This is a genomic window from Vibrio sp. HDW18 (assembly GCF_011306175.1).
Classification (GTDB): Bacteria; Pseudomonadota; Gammaproteobacteria; order Enterobacterales; family Vibrionaceae; genus Vibrio; species Vibrio chanodichtyis.
Map to the genome: position 1 here is coordinate 200,382 of NZ_CP049914.1, position 21,080 is coordinate 221,461.

Consider the following 21,080-nt stretch of genomic DNA (forward strand, 5'->3'; position numbering starts at 1 on the left):
AACTCCTAAGCCGAGGTTTACTCGGCTAATGTGGTGAGCTGGCGCAGCATTTGACCATACAGTTCAAATACGCGATTGGCGGCATCAATGATCGCTTGTTGATCTTGTACTGCGGTGATTTTATCCATCAGCGCCGCAAAAAATCGAATATGGTCCTGATCGAGTTGACTATGGGAAGCGAGATAACTAATGGCATTATCTGGCAGTTTGAGCTGCTGCTTGACTAACTGAGCAATGTTGCCGCCCACCGCCACACTCGTGCCTTCCAAGACCCACACCATCCCAAATAGACTCAGTGGATTATGCCGATCAATTTGGTGATACAGATAAGCCACCATCAACTCAATGGGCACAACAACCCGCCCTTGAGCTTGGTTATGGCGTACCGCTTGCGCATCGCCGCCACAGGCCTGAATATCATTGAGGATCCATTCCTGATGCCCTTTTTCTTCATCAATATAGTTTGCAATCGCGGTTCTGACCTCTTCATACTCTGCACTCAAACGACCACCACAGGCCATTAACAAGGGTACGGTATGTTTGACATGGTGATAGGCTTGGGTCAGAAAACGAATGTACAGCTCAAGGCTAATATTGCCCTGCGCACAAGCAGCAAACACCGGAGCTTGTAACATCTGCTGCTGGGCAACTTGGGTTTCTTGTTGTAAACGTTGGTAAAATCCACTCATGATCATTCTCCTAACCGTGACTAGGCGTGCCATTCACTGGCAGATACTGCCAATCAGCATCACCACCATTCAAACCGCTGCGCACAGTGCGCGGCGCTTGCTCAATCAATGCGCGTTTAGGTCGACCATTGGCGGTTAACCAAGCTTGCCAAACGCTCGCTTGACTCACTAACAGAACACTTTGGATCTGCGCATAATCTGGCAAGTGACGATTAATCTGCTCGATACGCGCGGCTAAATCAGACAATCGCCGATCAATCACCGCGGTAATGCCCCATTCATCATCGCCTACCACCACGACTCGGCACTCTGGCATCCAAACCTGCGCATGGGATTCAACCCATTCCGGCGCAATATTGCGCCCAAACGGGGTAATAATGAGATTTTTTTTACGGCCAATAATCGCTAAAAATCCGTGTTCATCGATCGTCGCAATATCACCGGTGGCCAGCCACTCATCGGTAAACAGCTCGCCGATATAGCCTAATGCTTGGTTACCACGCACCAATAGCTCACCATCGGTAGCGAATTGGATCTGTAAGTGGCCAAGTGGCTTACCACAACTACCAGGTTGGTTATGCTGCGGAGTATTCATACTCACTACCGAGGCGCATTCAGATAACCCGTAGCCTTCATACGCAGCAATCCCTAACTGACGGGCTGTATTAATCAGCTCACTCGCCACTCGCGCACCACCGACCGCCACCCATTGTAATGAAGCGGTTAAGCTCGGGGTTTGTTGCACCACCCGTATCAGTGCCACAAGCAGAGCAGGCGTTAACACTAAGCTCGCCGGCTGATAGCGCGCCAAAGCCTGAGCCAATTTCACTGGCGAAAATTGGCTCGAGCCCGCTAAACCGACTTCCTCACCAAACACCACCGTGACTGTCACTCCTAGCAGGAGCGGCACATAAATCCCAGTGACATTTTCCAATAAAGTTGATAATGGCAGCATCACTAAATGCTGCTTAATTTGGCGATTCATCTGCTCAGCAATCGACAGGCTGACTCGCTCTAGATTTTGTTCACTCAAACACACCCCTTTCGGTGTACCTGTTGAGCCAGAAGTAAACGTCACTTTCTGAGTTTGCGCTAAGACCTGATTGCTACTCTCGGCTGGATAATACCAAGCAGAAAACCCCGCCAAACGCAGCGCGGCCGAGCCAAATTCAGGCCAATCGCCAACACACAGTTCAACATGTGCTTGCTTAAGTAAATGCGCGACCTGCTCAGCCGTAAAAAATGTCGGAACCGGCACCATGACTTTGTGTGCCGCCATCGCGGCTAAATCCAACACCACCCAATCAACACTGTTTTCGGCACGCAGGGCAATGCAATCAACCGGCAACTGCTGCAACTGGGCGACGGTTTGCTGCACTCGGTTTAATAGTTGTGCGTAACTTAAACTCACCTTTTGCCGTGCGGCATTGTCGCCAACAAAAGCCAACTGATGAGGTTGGCGCTGAGCATGCTGTTGTAGTGCCTGAATAATTCGATTCATCATGCTTACTCATGCTTGTTTTTGCGTCACGGAAAATTGATTTAACCGCGCACAACCTTGCAATAAATTACCCGCCAAAATACGAGGACGATACTGATAGTAAGTGCCCCACACTTGGCTGGCATTAGGAATACGCTCAGGGGAAGCTTGGGCGATTAAACTGGGTTGCAAGCCAAAGCGCCGCATCAGCGCATGCAGTGGATCGGTCGCGGTAAAAATGCACCACTCAAATCCCATCGCGACTAACTGCTGGGCGATCAGTTGAAAGTGATAGACCGAGAGACCACGCCCAAAAGAAGCAAGATGGCCAAATTCAATCAATTGGCTGCGCGGGATTGCACAAGCAAAGCGTTGACTGAGGATTTGATCAGCCGGTTGATCCAGATACTGTTCCAAAAACAGCGGCTCTTGCTGAGCAATCCGAAATCCACATACCGATTTCATCTCATTTTGCTCCAACAGTGCCAAGTAAGCAGGCATATAGCTGGTCAGGTGCGCATCAAAGGCGCGTTGGTAACGCTCATGCACCAGATTAGTGGCCTCATGCCAACGAGCATGGTTAGCCGTGATGAGCTCTAATTGGAAATCAGATAGACTGGGTAAGTGTTTCATTGGCGTTTTCCCTTTGCTTACTCGATGACTCAACAATAAGCCGCCTAACTTAAGAATCCCTTAAGACCTAACCCAAAGTTTGAAAAAAATTAGTTAGTCGTGACTGCTATGCAACTAAGAATGGCAACGATATGCATAGAAAACAATTTATGTGGCAAGAATTTATGTAGTAATAAGGCATGTAGCGACTATACGTCTATGTGTAGAAACGATGCGTGCACCAGCTATCTGCACAGAAGATAATGCGCCAAGTTTACAACTTACGAATAAGGGAAATGCTTATTTACAGTGTAAATTGGCCAGCAAGAGTAGCAGATCACCCCGCAGCGCTTGTTCTACCTGCCGCTTACCACTGAACTGAAATTGTTCAGCGCATTCAGCCCAGCTCTTACGCTGTAAAATTTTGCTGATCAATAACTCAGAAATGGGCAGTTGCACCGCTGGGGCGCAACTCAATAGCCAACTGAATAGCCAAACTGCGACACTTTCGTAATTGGATCCACCATGCGCATAACGCTCAATCAACGCTAAATTAGGCTGGGGATAATGTGTCAACTGACCACTTGGTAATAGTTGCTGAACGATGGAGGGCTCTAGCGCGCGCAGTGTGTCACTGAGTTCAAAAATCCAATGGGCGCTGAACTGTTGTTGGGCTTGGGTAAGCCAAGTCAGGGATTCACCACGCACCATGAATAACGAATAACAGCCACTGGCTTGATCACGCTGTGAGCCTAATTTAAGTGGCACGAATTGGTTGGCTAACCAAAATGGTAATAATTCATCGGTGACACCAAAACTGGTCGCGTAGTAATCCGCCTTGTGCTCTGCGATAAATTGACTTAACAGTTGCTGACCAATCCCCTGCCGTTGACCAGCGGGATGAACCGCAATACGTAAAATTCGCCAGCAAGATTGACGAGCGGCCTCACGAATTCCGAGTTGATTCGCCAAGGTGACAGGCGCTAAATGCCCTTTCGGACGCCGCGTACCAAATTGGATCGCGTCAATTAATCGATCATCTAACCGCCCTTCCTGCACCGCAAGTAAACAGCCAACACACTGCTGCTGTTGATAAACCGCGAACAGCGTCATCGCCTCATCATTGAGTAATGAGAACAGATCATTCGGCGAGGTTTGATAATGCGCGTTGACCAGCAGTGAAAAAACTGACGCCAAACGTTGCGGCTGCTGCACGCATTCCGTGCGGGTTAAACGAGCAAAAGTTAACGCTGCACCAGCGTGATCACCTGTTAACTCTGGTAATTCGCTTTGCAACAAAAACGCTTGATTTTGCCACTGCTCCAGCGCATCGCCCATCGCCCAGCGAATGGGCTGATCAAGCTGGAGCGTACGCATTTGTGGGCGTTGTTCGTGTAGCCATTTTTGAAATTTGAGCGAAAAACCACGCCCACACCCTTCATAACCATGAATGGTTGATGCAAATACCGTGCGGTGATATTGCTCAACCAAGCGTTGCAATAATGGCAATGGCAGCGCGGCTGCCTCATCAACCAAGAGTAGATCCCCCTTGGCTTGGGTGCGCAGCAGTTCATCGGGGGCAATAAAACGCAAGCTTGATTGTTGCCACTGCAAATAGCCACGTTTGCTCTCTGTCTGCGGCAAATGACGCTGCGCATGCAAAAATAGCGGTTCAACCGCGGCTAAAGCTGGAGCGGTAACCAAAATTTGTATCGGACGCGACTGCATCAATTGAGCTGCCGCCATCCCTAACGCACTGGTTTTGCCCCGTCCACGATCGGCGGTCAACAGCAAAGGCCGTTTACGGTGCCCTGTCACCACTTTGATAATTTGCTCAATGGCTAACGTTTGCTGTGGATACCCACAGGTGGATACTTTGGGTGGCAGCTTAGGTAAAGCAGGAACGGTATCGGGAGTGATCACCAATAAGCGATGGCACGCCTGCTCTAACCAAGCTCTCGCAGCACAATTGAGTGATGTAGCCTCGCCAATCATCACCAGTAAACCACCACCGACCAGCGTACCCAACGCCGCATTAAAGCTATTGGCATCCCAACCTTGCGATAAATCGACGATCAGCAGTTGGCACTCTTGCCCTAACCATTGCTGACCTTGCCGATAGTCGACCGCCATCACACCCTCTAGCTCAGTATCGCCTAACATCAAAATGGATGCGCCTGCAAACTGACCGACCAATGACCCCAGCAAATGCTGTTGCCATTGGCGATCGCCACGTAGCCAACATCCAAAGCGAGTATGTCCTTGAGTGGCGAGTTGATGAAGTTGCAGTAAATAGGTAATTGGCTGAGTCATAACACGTGCGATCCCAAAATGATGCGCCATGTTAGCACAAGCTCTGCCAAACCACGTAACCTCTAAAACACCCTTATTCAGCGAAGTAACTGATGTTGGCTAAAGGCAAAATATTTTTTCTTAACGACAAATTATATTTGCTTTATCCAGGTAAAAAATTCACTAATTATGCACTCTAACCTCAGCATTCGGCTGAACTTAAAAGGAATTAAAATGCAATGAAGACTTTCATTAAAGGATGGATATTTTCTGCCGTAATGGCTTGTAGTCAGGCCTATGCACAGCCCGTGCTGAACATATATGCATGGGGTGGCTATTTACCAGAGCAGTCACTAAAAGCATTTCAGCAACAAGAAGGGGTGACTATTAACTATTCAACCTTTGAGAATAATGAGTCAATGTACACCAAACTCAAACTGCTCAAAGGCACGGGTTACGATGTGGTGTTTGCCTCTGCGTATTTTATCGAAAAAATGGCACGCGAAGGGCTACTGGCTAAAATCGATCATGCGCAAATCCCGCATATGCAAGATACGTTACCAGCGTTACTGGGTCTGGCTCATGATCCACACAACACCTATTCATTGCCCTACATTTGGGGAATTACCGGCCTTTACTACAATTCGGCCATGCTGCCGAACGGCATTACTCGGTGGGCCGATTTGTGGGATAAGCAATATCAACAGCAAGTGATGCTGATCGATGATATGCGCGATGTGTTTGGGATGGCGTTAAAGCTCAATGGCTTTAGTGTTAATAGCCGTAATGAAGCAGAGATCGAACAAGCCTATCAATCACTACTCGCGCTGAGAAATAACATACTGCTGTATAACTCAGATGCGCCACATGTGCCCTATGTCTCTGGTGAAGCAACGCTTGGTATGCAGTGGAACGGTAATGCTTACCAAGGCCAAGTAGAGATGCCGGAGCTCAAATTCGTGATGCCAGAAGAAGGTGCCGTGTTATGGATGGATAACTTCACCATTCCTGCCGGCAGCAAAAATATCCCATTGGCACACAAGTTTATCAACTTCATGTATCAACCGGAAAACCAAGCGGAAATCGTAAAAAGCCTAGGCTACGCTTCAGCAACCAAGGCTGGCCGCGCGCTGTTACCACCAGAGTTGCGTGATAATCCAACCATCTTCCCGTCGGACGCTGAGATGCAAAAAGGCGAATTTACTAATGATGTCGGCCCAGAAACTCTAGCGATCTACGAAAAATATTGGCAGCGGCTCAGAAATCAATAAAACCGCGTTAATCAATCCAAGCGCTAATACGCATCAAGCCCGCATTACGCGGGCTTGATGGTAAAAAAAACGATTAATTCAGTTTGTGCTGCACAAAATCAAGGAGCTCTTGCATCAGTTGATCATCAATTTTTTTCAAATTCAGCACTAAATTACTGCCTTTACGCGCATAGCTTGCACGGCCTTTAATCAACTCGACTTTAGGTGCTTCATTACGTTTCGGTGGTAACACATCTTGAATCCAACTCTCGATGGTTTCCGTCACCTCTTTGGTAATACGTGCCACCCCTTGCGCTTGTGAACGCTGCCAAACAAAACCATTTTCTTGATGGCATTTCGCCAGCAATTGTTGACGCTGGTTCTGATCCAACTCATTAAATTGCTTGTGCAATTTCACAATAGTAGGACGACCTAACTCCACGACGCTCGGATAAGCTTGCAAAAGCTCCAGCGGTAATACTGCCGCTTTGAGTGCGCCACTGACTAACGCTTCGCTGCACTGAAAAATTTTGGCTAACGCTTTTTGATCTTCCGCTTCACCACTATCGAGTTTGGCCTGCATCTCTTTGCCTTTCTCGTAAAGTGACAAAGGCTTATGGGCATTGGCAACGTCCGATAAAAATTTGGCATGTTCGGTATTAATATTGTCGGCCACATAAATCAAAAACTCTTTGCCGGCCAAAATACAAGACATACGGCGACGGCTACCATCAAGCACTTCAATTTTGCCTTGCGCTGTTTTACGGCCTACCGCTGGATACTGCTGGCCTCGCTCACGCAAGGTGGTTAATACATCAGAAAGCGCATGTTCGGTCAAAAAAGCTTGTTCACGGGCATTTTGCGCAAATACCACGGTCTGATCCGCCACTTGATCGGCGGCAATCCGCATTAATTCAAATGTGACCACCTCTTCTCCAGCCACCGCCAGCTCAATCAACTGAGCTTGTGCTTTAGCGGCCGATTGCGCTTCAGCCGGCGTAGTCGCTCGGCGTTTATCCGCTTTCCCAAACAGTTTTGCGTTCAGTTCAGAAGTTTTAATTGCCATTCGTTAGTTACCCCTGATTAAGTGAAGTCCAATGGGAATGAAGTACTCGCTCTAGCTCTAAAGCGCTTTTTTGCACCGCATCCTGCGCGGTGGCTAAGGTCTTTTTACCGCCTTCAAAATCATTCACCGTCAAATCAAACACCGTGCTGTAGGTATCGGCACAAGTCTCAAATGCCCGGCTGCGTGGAATGGTCGCCATCATCACCTGATCACCCAACAAATAGTTCATTTCGGTCAGGACCGAGACCTGCTTTTTGTTGTCATCTTCGAACATGGTCGGCATTAAACGGACAAACTCCAGCCCCTTCCAATCTTCAGGAAACATTTCATACACGGTCGGTAAATGCTGGAAGAAATTGACGGTCGATGCCCAATCGAGTCGTTTCGCAGCGCACGGGATCAATAGCGCATTAGAAGCGTACATCGCGTTCCACACCAAAGGATCAACGTGCGGACCGGTATCGATCATAATGATGTCAAAATCATCCGCGATCTTATCGATCAGCTTCTCTTTCAATAGACGCACAATGTCTAACGATTGATTTTGTGATAGGTATTGCCACGCTTCTGCGTTAAACATTGCATCTTCAGGAAACGCAGAAATGGTTTTCAAATTGGGATATTGAGTTGGCAACATAACATTTTTGCGTAGGAATTCGGCATCCACTTGCACACCCTCTGGCACGTTATCCAGCATAATGTCCACCGCAGAATAGATATTGGTATGCTCAGCCAAACTGATTTGTGGATTAAGAAATAGGCGCAATGAGCCTTGCGGATCCAAGTCAATCAGGCAAATTCGGTAGCGTTTATCCAAGTTCAGCGCTAAACAGGCCGCTAAATGTACCGCGGTCATTGACTTACCTGTACCACCTTTTTGGTTCTGTACATTAATCACCCACGGCTTGCTGTCATGGTTAATTTTGCGCTGATGAAATTTCGCCACTCCTGCTGCATCCATTAGCATATGCGCTTCAGAGAGAGTGATAGAGTAGTGGTTGGCATTATTTTTAGTAAATTGATGCCCCGCCTGTTCCACCTTCACGATCGCTTCATCAAGCTTACGTCGAGTTAAGCCAGAACGTGTCTCCATCAGCGCTTTCGACATCGGTGGAAAATGCTCATCGCGGCGTTCCTCTAATACAATCTCAATCCGATCCGCTTGCACTTGCTGGGTCAGTTGTGCCAGTTGGTAGAGATTGTCTATCGTCTGTTCTCTTTTCATTGCCAATTTCCGTTTTTAGGGCTTAAAACCAATTGTACAGCACTAATAAACAAATACAATAAAAAGGTGAACATGAGATAATTAATCAAAATACTGCAAATATTACGATTAACAGAAAATTGATCACTAAGTGGCGATAGCCAACCCACTTGAGCCGGAAGGGGATAAACCTTGAGCAAAATGAATCTTTTTCTAGACTGTGGATTGCTCTAACAAAACCAAACATTAAAAATATTACAACGTCACTTATTTACAATGTAAAACCAATTATCAAGCTTAACAGCGTCATCATACTACGGAACGATTAAATAACGCCGCTAACTTACGGTAAGTGCTGTTTTAACTTCCCTTGGCATCAGATCAGCACTGAATAGCATAAAAATGCCCCTCGGCCGTTTCTGGTATCGATTACCGAAACGATGATCAAGAGCAGTCTCATGATCATGCTTCCAAGGCTAATTGAATAGATAGGAAACATGATCAAGAGGCTCATGGCGCTCAAATTGAATTGAAAAAGATCATCAATACAAGATCCTTTCATGGATCAATGATCAAGAGAGAGAGACCATCGGAAGCATGTAAAACTAAAATTAGTTTACGGTAGATGTCAGATAGAATAAGGCTTTGACCGGTGATAATGGAAAATTTACGGATTTAACTGACCAACTACATCAAACGGATACTCAAACCAACAGCCATGATCATGCTTTCAAGTACTGCTCTCGCCACAGCGACATCGCGAACCAGCCAGCTTACTGGTCAATCGAATGTTTAATTTCACCAATTGGGTCAAATTGGGTAAAATATTCAGCCACCTTGATCATCTTTCCGTGGCTAAAAACGCCGAATTTTAAGCAGAAGGTCAATCCACCACCAAGCATTCGATCCACACTGTGGATAAACTGTGTAGCGGCCTTGATCATGCTTGGCAGACTGCATTGATCATTGATACGACATCACGTTGATCATGCTTTAAGAGTTAAATGATCATGCTTTCGATCTTACATTGATCATCCTTTCATAACTCTGATGATCATGCTTCTTGGTGTGAAAAAATAACTTATTTAAATAACAATGAGTTGCGCGGTAAATAGCAGCTAGATCATTAGATCACTCTAATCATAATTAATCATTTAAATCAAAAAGATCAGTTATTTAAAAACAATAAATTTTTCTTTATTTATGATCTTTTTTTCTTTATCCTCTTGGAACTATAGTGATATTACGGTAAGTGTGATACGGATCTAACCATGAGCTCAGAACAAAAACGCTTGATCAAATTGCCAAGAACTCACAAAGATGGCCATCTTTTTGAGGTTTCTGAAGCCGCGATTGACTGGATCGAACAGTATCAACATTTTAAAGGTGTCACCAAAAGTATCGTTGAATTATTAAACCTGATTTCACTGCGTGGCTTACGTAGCAAAGATGGTTTAGTGTCAACCACCGAATTGATTGATGCAACCGATGGACAATTAACCCGCGCTGCCATTCAGCAACGTTTAAGAGCCGCTGTCGCGATTGGGTTGTTTAAACAGATCCCAGTCCGTTTTGAAGAGGGATTAGCAGGCAAAACCATGCTGCATCGCTTTATCAATCCTAATCAATTGATCTCGGTATTAGGCTCGACCAGTTTAGTCACGGAAACGGTTAAGCAAAACGAAAAACAAAAACGCTCCAAGGCGTTAGCGCAAACTCAAGTTAACCAACGCTTACTGCACGAACATGGGCTTAATACGCCACCAGCCATGAAAGATGAAGCGGATCAATTTGTCGTATCACCGACCAACTGGGCCGGGATCATTGATCAAGCATTAGCGCCACCGCGTACTCGTAAAAGTTACCAAAAATCGATGGTTTCCATTTCAGGCACCCGTGCGGTGATTGAAACCCGATCGTCAAAAAACATCATGACCGTCGACGATATGATGACCTTGTTTGCTCTGTTTACTTTAACGGTGCAATATCATGATCATCACCAAGATGATTACCATTTCAGTGCTAAACAAGCGCCGAATAAAACCCCGCTTTATATCACTGATATTCTCGCTTTGCGCGGCAAAAAAGACAGCGGCCCTGCGCGTGACTCGATCCGCGATAGCATTGATCGGATCGAATTTACCGATTTTCAATTACATGAACTGACTGGTCGTTGGCTCAGTGAAAACATGCCTGAAGGGTTCAAAAGTGATCGTTTTCGCTTTCTCGCGCGCACCATTACCGCTTCTGAAGAAGCGCCCGTTGAAGGTAGTGATGGTGAGATCCGGATCAAACCCAATCTCTATATCTTGGTTTGGGAGCCATCATTTTTTGAAGAGTTACTGACTCGGGATTACTTTTTCCTGTTTCCACCGGAAATCTTGAAACAACACACGCTCGTGTTCCAACTTTATTCGTATTTTCGTAGCCGTATGTCACGTCGTCACTCGGATGTCATGATGCTCAGCGAATTAAACCAAAAATTGGCCAGAAATATTGAGTGGCGTCGTTTCTCGATGGATCTGATCCGCGAATTGCGCCGTCTTTCCGAAGGGAAGGGGAGTGAGGATCTGTTTGTGGTCAACTTATGGGGTTATCACTTAACCGTCACAAGTGTCGCAGAGAAAGGCAAACTGATCGATTATCAGGTGGATATTAAGTGTGATGTGGAAGAGGTGCTGCGCTATTCACGAGCCAAAACTACCAATGCAGGCAAACGTAATATGGCGCCCACGTTACCGAACCCACTGCGTAATGAGCTGGTTTCCAAACAAAAATTGGCTGAACTGTCGAGTATTATTGATGGTGAGTTTGAGCCAATCCAGCGCAAAGCCCCCTCACCAAGAGGTCGCTTGGGGCGGCGGGTCAAACTGCGTAAACATTTGGTGGAAATCAATGCTGATGAGATTACCATTACCCTATCGCGCTATACCTCACCAGAAGCGCTAGAACGCAGTATAACCGCTTTAGCCGCGATGACTGGACATGCCCCTTCATCAATCAAAGAAGAGTGCGTAGAGCTGATTGACAAGCTCGATTGGCTACGAGTTGAAAACGAGGTGATCCAATATACGACCTTGAGCAAATTACTCGAGTTATATAATAGCCAAAATGAGCATAAACACCTGTCGATTGAAAAACTGATTGCCGGATTAGCAGTACGGCGTAAAGTATGTAAAGCCGTACAAGAAGGGCATCTCGATCCGACACTTTTCCGTGCTTTGGATGAGATGGCGGCGGAAGTTTGAGTGATGATCAACCGTGCTAATGCTGGTTTTGTGACCAAAAGCTGACAAGAGATTGACATCCCACCTGAGTGGCGTGAATAAACTGCTTAACGAATAGACAACCTTTTGCCCATCCGACGGATTATCGATTGGCTTAACTATCTTAGTTTTAGCGAGTTTTAATGACTCGCTATTTTTTTTGCCTATCACCTGGCTCGCTGCGAGATTTCAGTGCGATTGCGGCAGATCCGTTTTGCGATCATCCCTTGATCATGGTTCCAGCTAGCCTGCGTACCAACCTCGTGATTGCGCCACCGCGCATTTGCCAATCACCCAGCCACCTCGTCAAGTTGAGCGTGACAAAACAATCCCCCGGGTTGGGACCGACCAGCGTTTGATCTATCAAATGGCTCAACTCGTGCCATAATCACAATACCGATGAAATTGACTTAACAAAGTCAAGCTCCTTTGTTACAGATAAGGGGCTGCTAGCATGGTTTTTCGGAGGTATTTATGTCGATCAATTCAATTGACCATGATGATATGACCCACATTGCCAATCAATGGGATCCCAGTGAGGAGATGGAGTTACTGCACCCAAGCAAAAATGTGAAGTCGGCACAGGCTCGTCGCCGTATCGAAACGTTGCGTGAAATCCGCGAAAGTGGGCTGACCATTGAGGAAGCCAAACAACTAGGGCTGCTGCATTAGCCTTATCGCTCCAAGCTATCGATTCAGGGTGGCCTTAAGTCACCCTGGGTTATTTTTTTGTCGCTTCGGTTGATTTTACGCAGCCAAAGCTACATTTTGACTCTTAATTTTCCGCGTTCCTATGTTATATTTCATCCCACGATTTTATTGATTGTAGGCTTACTAATGTCTTTCAACCTTGCATTACTGACTGCAGAAGAAAAAAACAAAGTAGAACTTGATAAACAAGCTTCTTTCCTTGTTTGGCGACTTAAGCAGGTAAAATCAGGACCGGAAGAGATCACTAAGCAGATAGCCAAGCTTACTGCGGAAAGCGAAAAGCAGTGGTTTCAACAGTCGATAGACAAGTACAAAAGAGCAATGGGCGTTGCGTAGCGCCTCGTGCTCAGTGGGTGGCAAATTGCAAACCGCAAGCCTTCTGCTAAAATCCGTCGCAACAAATTGAATTAGAGAGAACATCCCAATGGGAAGAAGTTTTGAAGTGCGCAAAGCCTCAATGGCGAAAACTCAAGGCGCAAAAATTAAAGTTTACTCAAAATACGGTAAAGAGATTTACGTTTGTGCGAAAAACGGTGGTACTGATCCGGATATGAACTTATCGCTGCGTCATCTGATCACCAAAGCCAAAAAAGACCAAGTACCGGCACACGTGATTGAAAAAGCGCTGGATAAAGCCAGCGGTGGTGCCGGCGAAGATTACCAACCAGCACGCTATGAAGGTTTTGGCCCTGGCGGCGCAAGTGTGATTGTTGACTGTTTATCTGATAACGGTAACCGTACTTACCAAGATGTGCGCCAATGTTTTGTTAAAACCGGCGCGAAAATTGGTACACCGGGTGTGGTTGCGCACATGTTTGATCACCAAGCGGTTTTCCAATTCCAAGGTGACGACGAAGAAGCGATCCTTGAAGCATTAATGATGGCGGATGCGGAAGTGACCGACATTGAACTGGAAGAAGGTGTGATCACCGTGTTTGCACCGAACACTGAGTTCTTCAAAGTCAAAACCGCGTTGAATGAAGCGTTTCCAGATCTGACGCTGGATGTGGAAGAGATCACTTTTGTGCCACAAACTCGCACTGTGGTGAGTGGTGAAGATGCAGAAAAATTCCAGAAGTTCCTTGATATGCTGGATGACTGCGACGATGTACAGCAAGTCTACCACAACGCGGATATCGAATAAGCGTTACTTAAAAAGCCGAGCGAAAGCTCGGTTTTTTCTTTTAGGATCAAAAAAACAATAAGGATAACAAGATGAAAGTCAGTTTTATTGGTTTGGGGGTGATGGGCTATCCGATGGCTGGTCACCTGCAAAAGGCCGGATTTGAGGTCACGGTGTTTAACCGTAATACAGCCAAAGCCGTGGAGTGGAGCAAAAAATTTGGTGGCCATTATGCAACCAGTATTGCGCAGTGCGTGGCGGATGCCGATGTGGTGCTGACTTGTGTGGGCAATGATGACGATGTGCGCAGTGTGACCACCGCGGCCAGTGGTGCGCTAGCCGCGATGAAAGCCGGTGCAGTGTTGATTGATCACACCACCACCTCGGCTACGCTGGCACAAGAGTTAGCCACCGCTTGTCAGCAAGTGGATGTGCGCTTTATGGATGCTCCGGTTTCTGGTGGGCAAGCGGGAGCGGAAAATGGCGTGCTGACCATTATGTGTGGTGGTGAGCCGGCACTGTTTGAGCAGATGCAGCCGATTTTTGCCGCTTACGGACGCTCTTCGGTTTTGATGGGAGCTGCAGGGCAGGGGCAGCGCGCTAAGATGGTCAACCAGATTTGTATTGCTGGGGTACTTAATGGCTTATCAGAAGGACTGATCTTAGCGGAGCAAGCCGGGCTGGATATCCCCAATCTGGTCGCATGTTTGAAAAATGGCGCCGCGGGCTCTTGGCAGATGGAAAATCGTGCGGTGACTATGAGCCAAGACAAATTTGATTTTGGTTTTGCGATTGATTGGATGATCAAAGATTTGGGCTTTTGTATTGATGAAGCGGCACAACTGGGCGTGAAGTTACCGATGACTGAAAGTACGCTCGCTGCTTATCAACAACTTTCCCAGCAAGGACTAGGGCGGATGGATACCTCAGTGTTGATTAAAGCCAGCTAATAGCCAGCGAATTTACACTGTAAACAATCGCAACTCTTCGCGGTGAGTTGTCTGCGGTGCGCTATTTATTCTGTGACGTTTGGCCCAGTTTGATACTGTGGAAGGGCTTGATAGGGTAATCTGCCGCGTCGATAAGCCAGATTATGTTGGCTAGGTGGAAAGTTGTCGGAGTATAACTCACAACAGCGTGCTATACTCTGCGCCCTTTCTATTCGATAGAGCGACCATCATGAACCTGAAAACTGATATTCAACAACTTAACAATCGCATCGATACTTGCCGCCGTAAGCTGGATGCCGCAAAAACTCGTGCCGATTCGGAGATGGTCAGTAAGTTCACCGACGAATTAGAAACTTTAACCAAACGGCTTAATAGTGTTAAAGGTAAACAAGATTATGATCTCAATAAGATGCGTAAGACGATTGCCGATATGCCGTTTTCGCGTGAGCTGACTAAGCTTGAGCAAGCGGATCTTGGTAAGCTGAAAAAATCGGTTAAAGGTTTGGTGATTGTTCACCCGACCACCAAAATTGGTAAAGCGTTACAAGTGGCGGTGATGACAGGCTTTGCTCCTAAGCCGTTCTAAGCCTGCGGTATTTTTTGAATCTAAAGCGCCAGCATTTGCTGGCGCTTTGCTATTGGGCTGACCGGTTCAGTAACCCATTAATTGCAGCAGTTGCTCTGCGGTTTGCACCGCCTCTTTACGATTGGCGATATTGAGCTTTTGATACAAGTTGCGAATGTGGGTTTTAATCGTGGTGCCAGCTACATCCAGTTCATGGGCTATCTGTTCATTGCTGAAACCGGAGTAGATCAGACCGAGCACTTGCCATTCACGCTGGGTGAGCGGGCTAGTGCGCACCAGTTCCGGAATGTTCGGGTGATTAACCAGATTCTCGACAAACTCCTCATCAAAATGTACCGAACGACTACGCTGAGTGGTGGAAATCTCTTTGAGTAGCAGATGGGCACGATGGCGTTCTAAATCACCTAATTCGCCTTTCTGGACCAGTTTTTCCAGCAAATGACCAATTTGGGCACCATCGATCAGAAAATTGCCAATCATACCGGTCTGATTGGTGAGGCGTAGCGCTTGTTTTAGCTTGTCGCAAGCGAGTGGGTTATCACCTTGAGTGCTGGCCAGTAAGGCTTGCACAATCAAGTTACGGTTCATATCGGTGACCAATTGATACTGTTCAGCTTGTTCTTGAATAAAGCTGAGAGTGGTATGTGCCTCATTGAGTTCACCGAGTTGAATCTGTGCGCGAGCGATATTGCGCCACTGCAACTGAGAAAAATGGTTGCAGGCTTGTGCTGGGCGAATGCAGGATTGTAGCCATTGGCGGATTTCGCTGTGGTTCTCTTTGGCTTGCCAATAGAGCAGTAAAGAGAGCGACGCGTTGGCTGTCCAATCAACATGATAAGTAGATTGTTTCAGCAGATGTTGGATTTGCTCAATAAACCGTCCTGCTTTGTCCAGCTCACCACGGCCAATCGCAATTCTGGCTAGCATCGAATAGCTGTGCAGGTGCTTACTTTGCGCGTGGTTATCCAGCACAGTGAGTCCTTGATAAGCAGCTTGTTCCGCCTCCTCTAAGCGGTTCCAACACCATAAAATTTGTGCGCGGATGCGTAATAAAAACTCATGCAGTGGTACTTGGTGCAGTTGCTGCTCTTCAATCAATTTAAACGCGTTATCTTGTACTTCATAAGCGGCTTGAACATAACCTTGTGCCAGCAAAATTTCGCTCTGTTGCAACAACGCCCACAATGCCTGGTGATAAACCTGATATTGACGCGCCAGTTTTTCGGTCTGCTGCATCATCGATAGCGCCCGGCTCAAATGGCCCAACACATGATTCACTTCACCGACCACTGAGGTGGCCACAATACGGCTACGATAGGTGGTGTGATCCAGTTGGCTCAAAGCCAGCTCGGCCAATTCTAATGCTTTTTCCGGCTCATTTTGGTTGATCGCCACTTGCGCGCGCAGTGCGTTAAACTCGCCTTGTTCTTTGGTGGAAAGTTTGACGTTAAGCGCGGTCATCTCATTGGCGGCTTTTGCCAGTAAAGCTCCCACATCATTATAACGATGCTGACTTTGGGCGAGCCAAGCTTGCAGCATGCACAGTTTCGGCTCCCGATACAGCTGGCTTGGGGAGAGTTGATTAATGGCGGCTTCCAGCACTTCCAGCTCGCCTTGGTTAAACATCCTCCAACCAAATTGGCTCAAAATACTGGCCAATAGTTCGCTATCTTGCGCCAAATGCGCATGACGCAAAGCTTGATGTGGGGTCGCAGCATTTAACCAAGCTTTGGCTGCCGCGCGTTGCAAATCTTGCTCTTGCTGCGGAATGCGAGCTTGGCGTTGATGGGCCAAAAACTCGGCAAATAAGTTATGGAAACGATACCAGTTGCTTTCTCCTTCTAGCGGCGAAATAAACAAGCCAAAGCGATTGAGCGATTCAATCATCGCTAGCGCATCATCACGCCCAGTGAGACTACTCACCAAGGCATCATCAAAATGGTCGAGTACCGAGCATTGCATTAAGAAATAGCGCGTTTCATCATCAAGTAGATCGAATACTTCTTCGACCAAATAATCCCACAGATGAGCGTGATTAAAGTGTGCAACCGATTCAACAGTTTGCGCGAGCGTGCGTTGTTGGTGCTGAGCTTGGAGCGCGATTAACTGAAGTGCCGACGGCCAGCCTTCTACGTAGTCTCGCAAATGAGTCGCGGTGAGCGCATCAATCCCATCGGCCACCCGTTGATTGAAAAAGCGCGTGGTTTCTTCAGTATCAAAGGCCAACAGTTCATTGCCAATCTCAATCATTAAGTCGCGTACGCGTAGGTTGGCGGTGCCTAGCGGTGGAGTGGAACGACTGGTGACCACGAGCGTTAAATTATCGGGCATGTGTTTTAGAAAAAAGCGCATCGCTTCATGAATGGTTTCATCGCTGATTAAGTGATAGTCATCCAGCACCACATAACATTCATTGTGGTAATCGGCCAGTTCGGCAAACACTTCACTAAACAGTGAATGCAGCGAGGAGAATTGACGTTTTTCGGCTAATTTTTGAGCGTTGGGGCAGATGTTATGGCTAGCTTTGTTGATTGCTTGCAGTAGATAGTTGATAAACCGAAACGGGTCGTTATCACTCTCATCAATGCTGTACCAACCGACATTCGGTTTATCCGACAACCACTGCGCGGCCATGGTGGTCTTGCCATAACCGGCTGGGGAGCGAAATAGCACTAATTTATAGCAGGTAGCGTGTTGCAATAAGTCCAGAACACGGGGGCGAACGATCGCATTATGCAAGCGCCCTGGGCGAGTTAACTTCGAAGGGATCCACATCTTCTTTCTCTCGTCTATTTATTACCAGAGCTTCATGCTCTTGGGGCAGATCACGTTCAGTGATCCTCGGGTGGAAAAGGTGAGTACGCGAGGCATATCACACTCAGATAGAGCGATGTTACTTGAAGTTATTCGCTGCGTTGATTGAGCCATGCTGAGTTTTTCGTGTTGTTCACGTTTTAGAGTCAACTACGCCCTAGATTTGTGAATGTAATCACTAATTATGCTTATCTGGCGTCAGGTTATTGGCTCATCCCCTACCTGATCTGCTGAAAAAATCGGTAATCACGAAGAGTTTATTGCGATCTATTTCACAGAGTGAGTAATTGTTCAACAATCGAACAGACAAAGTTTTATTAAGCCTAACTATGGTTAATCCGTTGGTGCTGTGATCTAAATCACCCCTAAGGTTACTAGGCTGCGTATTGATGCGATTCAGATCACTCACTACAGAAGATTGCGCCTCTACGCCTTGTTATCTCCTCCTAATTGGCCAGAAAAATAGGAGGATGTTTTGTGAAAGTCATCAAGGCAGGATAGGGATCAGATGAATTAGAACCATAACCTGAGATTTCACAATGAAACCTACTCAACAGAAACAGTTTGACAAGAAGTTGTTCCAAGCCAACGTGAAGCGCCATTTGAGCGCAACTTACGCGACAACCGTGGAGCAGGCTTCTGCACGAGCTTGGTATTTAGCCATGGGACGTGCCTTAGCGGAATTTACTACCTTTGATCTGCTACAAACCGAGCAAGATCCACGCATCCTCAACAGCAAAGGTCTTAACTATCTATCGTTAGAATTTTTGATTGGCCGCTTAACCGGTAATAATTTGATCAGTATGGGCGTGTATGAAGCCGTGACCGAAGCGATGGGCGAGCTGGGACAAAACCTGACCGATCTACTGGAAGAAGAGCGCGATCCCTCTTTGGGTAATGGTGGCTTAGGCCGCCTGGCGGCCTGTTTTATGGACTCTTGCGCGGCGCAAGAATACCCAACTGTCGGTTATGGCTTGCATTATGAATATGGTCTGTTTAAGCAGTCATTTGAACAGGGCCATCAGCAAGAAGCGCCGGATGCTTGGTGTGGTGTGGAAGGCTACCCTTGGGAAGTCGCTCGCCCTGAATTAAAGCAAGAAATTGGGTTTTATGGTCACGTAGAAGTGATCAATCACAATGGTAAAGAGCAGCGCCGCTGGGTACCGGGCATGTTAGTACAAGCCATGCCATGGGATTTACCGATTGTTGGTTACCAAAGTAATACGGTTTATCCGCTGCGTTTGTGGGAATGTCGTGCGATTGCACCGTTCTCGCTGGCGAGCTTTAACAATGGTGATTATTTTGAAGCGCAGCACGCATTGATTGATGCTGGTAACATCACCAAAGTGTTGTATCCGAATGATAACCATGAAAAAGGCAAAACTCTGCGTTTGATGCAGCAGTATTTCCACAGTGCCGCTTCGATCCGCGATATTCTGCGTCGCCATGAGGCCGCAGGTCATGTGTTGGCTGATCTGCCTAAATATCAAACCATCCAGTTGAACGATACTCACCCGACTATCTCGATCCCTGAGTTGATGCGTATTTTGATTGATGAAAAGCAACTATCGTGGGAAGCCGCGTGGGCGATCTGTTCCAAAACCTTCGCTTACACCAACCACACCTTGTTGCCTGAAGCCTTAGAGACATGGAGTGAATCGCTGATCCAACGTCTATTGCCACGGCATATGGAGATCATTTACGAGATCAACCATCGCTTCTTGCAAGATGTGCGTGCTAAGTGGCCGGGTGATGTCGCGAAACAGCAAAAGCTGTCGATCATTGAAGAAGGTTTCCATCGCATGGTGCGCATGGCCAACTTATGTGTGGTGGGATCCTATGCGGTCAATGGCGTAGCGGCACTGCACTCTGAATTGGTCAAGCGTGATCTGTTCCCTGAATTTGTCGATCTGTATCCGGGTAAAATTCAAAATGTGACCAACGGTATTACCCCTCGCCGCTGGCTGAAGTTCTGTAACCCAGGCTTATCTGCGCTGATTTCGGAAAAAATTGGCCATGAGTGGCCAGCTAAATTGGATCAATTGAGCAAAGTGGCGCAGTACGCAGAAGATGCCGCATTCCAGAAACGCTTTATGGAAGTGAAAAAAGCCAATAAGGTGCGTCTGGCTGAGTGGGTGAAAGATCACATGAATATCGATCTCGATACGAATGCGATCTTCGATGTACAAATCAAACGTCTGCATGAGTACAAACGTCAGCACCTCAATATGCTGCACATTTTGTCGCTCTATCATCGTCTGATCAATGATCCAAGCTTCGATATGCATCCACGCGTGGTGTTCTTCGCCGCGAAAGCAGCCCCGGGTTACCACCTTGCCAAAGAGATCATTTACGCGCTCAACATGATCGCGCACAAAGTGAATAACGATCCGCGGATTGGCAACAAACTCAAAGTGGTGTTCATTCCTGATTATCGAGTGAGCATGGCCGAAATCATTATTCCGGCGGCGGATGTTTCTGAGCAAATCTCAACTGCAGGTAAAGAAGCATCGGGTACCGGTAACATGAAGATGGCGCTTAATGGGGCGCTAACCATTGGTACCATGGATGGCGCAAACGTTGAGATCCGAGAAGAAGTCGGTGATGACAACATCTATATCTTTGGTCTGGAAGTCGATGGTGTAGAAGCGTTGAAAGCTCGTGGCTATAACCCATTTGATTTCTACCATGCTGATCCATTGCTCAAAGCCTCGGTTGATTTACTGCTTGGTGATGAGTTCACTCCTGGCGAGCCAGGTAAGCTGCGTGCAACTTATGACAGCTTACTCAATGGTGGCGATCCTTATTTGGTACTGGCGGATTTTGCTTCTTACGTGACTGCGCAGACGGCAATTGATAAACAGTATCGTGATCAAGCTGGCTGGGCTAAGAAAGCGATTCTGAATACCGCGCTAGTCGGCAAATTCAGCTCCGACCGTAGTATCCGCGATTATGTGAATAACATTTGGCAATTGAACGCCGTTGCGCGTTAAGTCCTTTGGGTGGGGCTGGTTTTAACGGCCCCACCTTTTATTAC

The 21,080-nt window shown here is 47.0% G+C and carries 15 protein-coding genes; 8 read left to right on the forward strand and 7 right to left on the reverse strand.

Annotated features, from left to right (window positions below; all coding sequences use genetic code 11):
- Window positions 1–17: 17 nt before the first annotated feature.
- The 4 genes from G7083_RS12715 to G7083_RS12730 all read right to left on the reverse strand — a co-directional run bounded on the left by G7083_RS12715 (window position 18) and on the right by G7083_RS12730 (window position 5,094).
- Complete coding sequence (locus G7083_RS12715; protein ID WP_166015211.1) at window positions 18–689, reverse strand: iron-containing redox enzyme family protein; 672 nt, start codon at window positions 687–689, stop codon at window positions 18–20.
- 10 nt (window positions 690–699) lie between these two features.
- Window positions 700–2,190 carry an AMP-binding protein gene (locus G7083_RS12720; protein ID WP_166015518.1) on the reverse strand — a complete coding sequence of 497 codons (1,491 nt, stop codon included), beginning with the start codon at window positions 2,188–2,190 and terminating at the stop codon, window positions 700–702.
- A 9-nt stretch (window positions 2,191–2,199) separates the two neighbouring features.
- Complete coding sequence (locus G7083_RS12725) at window positions 2,200–2,802, reverse strand: thermostable hemolysin (protein ID WP_166015212.1); 603 nt, start codon at window positions 2,800–2,802, stop codon at window positions 2,200–2,202.
- A 279-nt stretch (window positions 2,803–3,081) separates the two neighbouring features.
- Window positions 3,082–5,094, reverse strand: a complete 2,013-nt coding sequence (locus G7083_RS12730; RefSeq protein WP_166015213.1) for a GNAT family N-acetyltransferase — start codon at window positions 5,092–5,094, stop codon at window positions 3,082–3,084.
- 218 nt (window positions 5,095–5,312) lie between these two features.
- Between G7083_RS12730 and G7083_RS12735 the strand changes: the two genes are divergently transcribed.
- The gene (locus G7083_RS12735) at window positions 5,313–6,344 is read left to right on the forward strand and encodes a spermidine/putrescine ABC transporter substrate-binding protein (RefSeq protein ID WP_166015214.1); all 1,032 of its coding nucleotides are present in this window, start codon (window positions 5,313–5,315) and stop codon (window positions 6,342–6,344) included.
- 73 nt (window positions 6,345–6,417) lie between these two features.
- Here G7083_RS12735 and G7083_RS12740 read toward each other — a convergent pair whose 3' ends face one another.
- Both G7083_RS12740 and G7083_RS12745 read right to left on the reverse strand, forming a co-directional pair.
- Window positions 6,418–7,389 (reverse strand): ParB/RepB/Spo0J family partition protein, encoded by a 972-nt coding sequence (locus G7083_RS12740; RefSeq protein WP_166015215.1) that lies wholly within the window; start codon window positions 7,387–7,389, stop codon window positions 6,418–6,420.
- 7 nt (window positions 7,390–7,396) lie between these two features.
- Window positions 7,397–8,614 carry a ParA family protein gene (locus G7083_RS12745; protein ID WP_166015216.1) on the reverse strand — a complete coding sequence of 406 codons (1,218 nt, stop codon included), beginning with the start codon at window positions 8,612–8,614 and terminating at the stop codon, window positions 7,397–7,399.
- 1,250 nt (window positions 8,615–9,864) lie between these two features.
- On the opposite strand from G7083_RS12745, the gene G7083_RS12750 reads away from it, so the two are divergent.
- The 6 genes from G7083_RS12750 (at window position 9,865) to G7083_RS12775 (ending at window position 15,229) form a co-directional block, all read left to right on the forward strand.
- Entirely contained in the window at window positions 9,865–11,841 is a 1,977-nt protein-coding gene (locus G7083_RS12750; RefSeq protein ID WP_166015217.1) for a replication initiator protein RctB domain-containing protein, read from the forward strand.
- 492 nt (window positions 11,842–12,333) lie between these two features.
- Window positions 12,334–12,531, forward strand: a complete 198-nt coding sequence (locus G7083_RS12755; RefSeq protein ID WP_166015218.1) for a hypothetical protein — start codon at window positions 12,334–12,336, stop codon at window positions 12,529–12,531.
- A 165-nt stretch (window positions 12,532–12,696) separates the two neighbouring features.
- Window positions 12,697–12,906, forward strand: coding sequence for a DUF3283 family protein (locus tag G7083_RS12760; protein ID WP_166015219.1), 210 nt, complete (start codon window positions 12,697–12,699; stop codon window positions 12,904–12,906).
- A gap of 88 nt (window positions 12,907–12,994) precedes the next feature.
- Window positions 12,995–13,714, forward strand: coding sequence for a YebC/PmpR family DNA-binding transcriptional regulator (locus G7083_RS12765; protein ID WP_166015220.1), 720 nt, complete (start codon window positions 12,995–12,997; stop codon window positions 13,712–13,714).
- A gap of 71 nt (window positions 13,715–13,785) precedes the next feature.
- Window positions 13,786–14,643 (forward strand): NAD(P)-dependent oxidoreductase, encoded by an 858-nt coding sequence (locus G7083_RS12770; protein WP_166015221.1) that lies wholly within the window; start codon window positions 13,786–13,788, stop codon window positions 14,641–14,643.
- 229 nt (window positions 14,644–14,872) lie between these two features.
- On the forward strand, window positions 14,873–15,229 hold the full coding sequence (locus G7083_RS12775) for a YibL family ribosome-associated protein (protein WP_166015222.1): 357 nt from the start codon (window positions 14,873–14,875) through the stop codon (window positions 15,227–15,229).
- A 66-nt stretch (window positions 15,230–15,295) separates the two neighbouring features.
- Here the strand turns inward: G7083_RS12775 and malT are convergent, their stop codons facing one another.
- A complete protein-coding gene (gene malT / locus G7083_RS12780; protein ID WP_166015223.1) occupies window positions 15,296–18,004 on the reverse strand; it encodes an HTH-type transcriptional regulator MalT in 2,709 nt (902 codons plus the stop codon).
- A gap of 578 nt (window positions 18,005–18,582) precedes the next feature.
- Between malT and G7083_RS12785 the strand changes: the two genes are divergently transcribed.
- Window positions 18,583–21,036 (forward strand): glycogen/starch/alpha-glucan phosphorylase, encoded by a 2,454-nt coding sequence (locus G7083_RS12785; protein WP_166015224.1) that lies wholly within the window; start codon window positions 18,583–18,585, stop codon window positions 21,034–21,036.
- Window positions 21,037–21,080 lie beyond the last annotated feature (44 nt).

Excerpts from the sequence above, each read along its gene's own strand:
- G7083_RS12715 (WP_166015211.1), bottom strand. The coding sequence starts at position 689 with ATGAGTGGATTTTACCAACGTTTACAACAAGAAACCCAAGTTGCCCAG.
- G7083_RS12720 (WP_166015518.1), bottom strand. The coding sequence starts at position 2,190 with ATGAATCGAATTATTCAGGCACTACAACAGCATGCTCAGCGCCAACCT.
- G7083_RS12725 (WP_166015212.1), bottom strand. The coding sequence starts at position 2,802 with ATGAAACACTTACCCAGTCTATCTGATTTCCAATTAGAGCTCATCACG.
- G7083_RS12730 (WP_166015213.1), bottom strand. The coding sequence starts at position 5,094 with ATGACTCAGCCAATTACCTATTTACTGCAACTTCATCAACTCGCCACT.
- G7083_RS12735 (WP_166015214.1), top strand. The coding sequence starts at position 5,313 with ATGAAGACTTTCATTAAAGGATGGATATTTTCTGCCGTAATGGCTTGT.
- G7083_RS12740 (WP_166015215.1), bottom strand. The coding sequence starts at position 7,389 with ATGGCAATTAAAACTTCTGAACTGAACGCAAAACTGTTTGGGAAAGCG.
- G7083_RS12745 (WP_166015216.1), bottom strand. The coding sequence starts at position 8,614 with ATGAAAAGAGAACAGACGATAGACAATCTCTACCAACTGGCACAACTG.
- G7083_RS12750 (WP_166015217.1), top strand. The coding sequence starts at position 9,865 with ATGAGCTCAGAACAAAAACGCTTGATCAAATTGCCAAGAACTCACAAA.
- G7083_RS12755 (WP_166015218.1), top strand. The coding sequence starts at position 12,334 with ATGTCGATCAATTCAATTGACCATGATGATATGACCCACATTGCCAAT.
- G7083_RS12760 (WP_166015219.1), top strand. The coding sequence starts at position 12,697 with ATGTCTTTCAACCTTGCATTACTGACTGCAGAAGAAAAAAACAAAGTA.
- G7083_RS12765 (WP_166015220.1), top strand. The coding sequence starts at position 12,995 with ATGGGAAGAAGTTTTGAAGTGCGCAAAGCCTCAATGGCGAAAACTCAA.
- G7083_RS12770 (WP_166015221.1), top strand. The coding sequence starts at position 13,786 with ATGAAAGTCAGTTTTATTGGTTTGGGGGTGATGGGCTATCCGATGGCT.
- G7083_RS12775 (WP_166015222.1), top strand. The coding sequence starts at position 14,873 with ATGAACCTGAAAACTGATATTCAACAACTTAACAATCGCATCGATACT.
- malT (WP_166015223.1), bottom strand. The coding sequence starts at position 18,004 with ATGTGGATCCCTTCGAAGTTAACTCGCCCAGGGCGCTTGCATAATGCG.
- G7083_RS12785 (WP_166015224.1), top strand. The coding sequence starts at position 18,583 with ATGAAACCTACTCAACAGAAACAGTTTGACAAGAAGTTGTTCCAAGCC.